This is a genomic window from Citrobacter sp. VF227, from assembly GCF_052950715.1.
In genome coordinates this window covers 1-255 of the sequence record NZ_JBRFVF010000742.1, presented here as the reverse complement: position 1 = coordinate 255, position 255 = coordinate 1, and the positions used below count along the sequence as shown (strand labels likewise).

Below are 255 nucleotides of genomic sequence, written 5' to 3'. Positions count from 1 at the left end.
ATACACACCGGCGTTCAGCGATGGTGTACTCAGCAGATCGCCGCCCAGTTGCACAAAACCATAGCTGCCACTGCTTTCCGGCGTCGCACCGTGTGCCATACCGCCGTTATTATCATGGCCCATGTGGCCGCCCTGAATACGCCCCCAGACGCCGCTGTCACCTTTGACTGTGCTGCGCTGGCTGTAGTTGCCCGCCAGCGCCCGGTCGTAATCCATACTCTGTGCAAAGAGGGAGGCGTACAGCGCCACCTCAGA

The 255-nt window shown here is 60.4% G+C and carries 1 protein-coding gene; it reads right to left on the bottom strand.

The features are described 5' to 3' along the window. The coding region (locus ACU8YC_RS28805) for a hypothetical protein (protein ID WP_446896486.1) at positions 1-255 on the bottom strand (255 nt) is incomplete at both ends.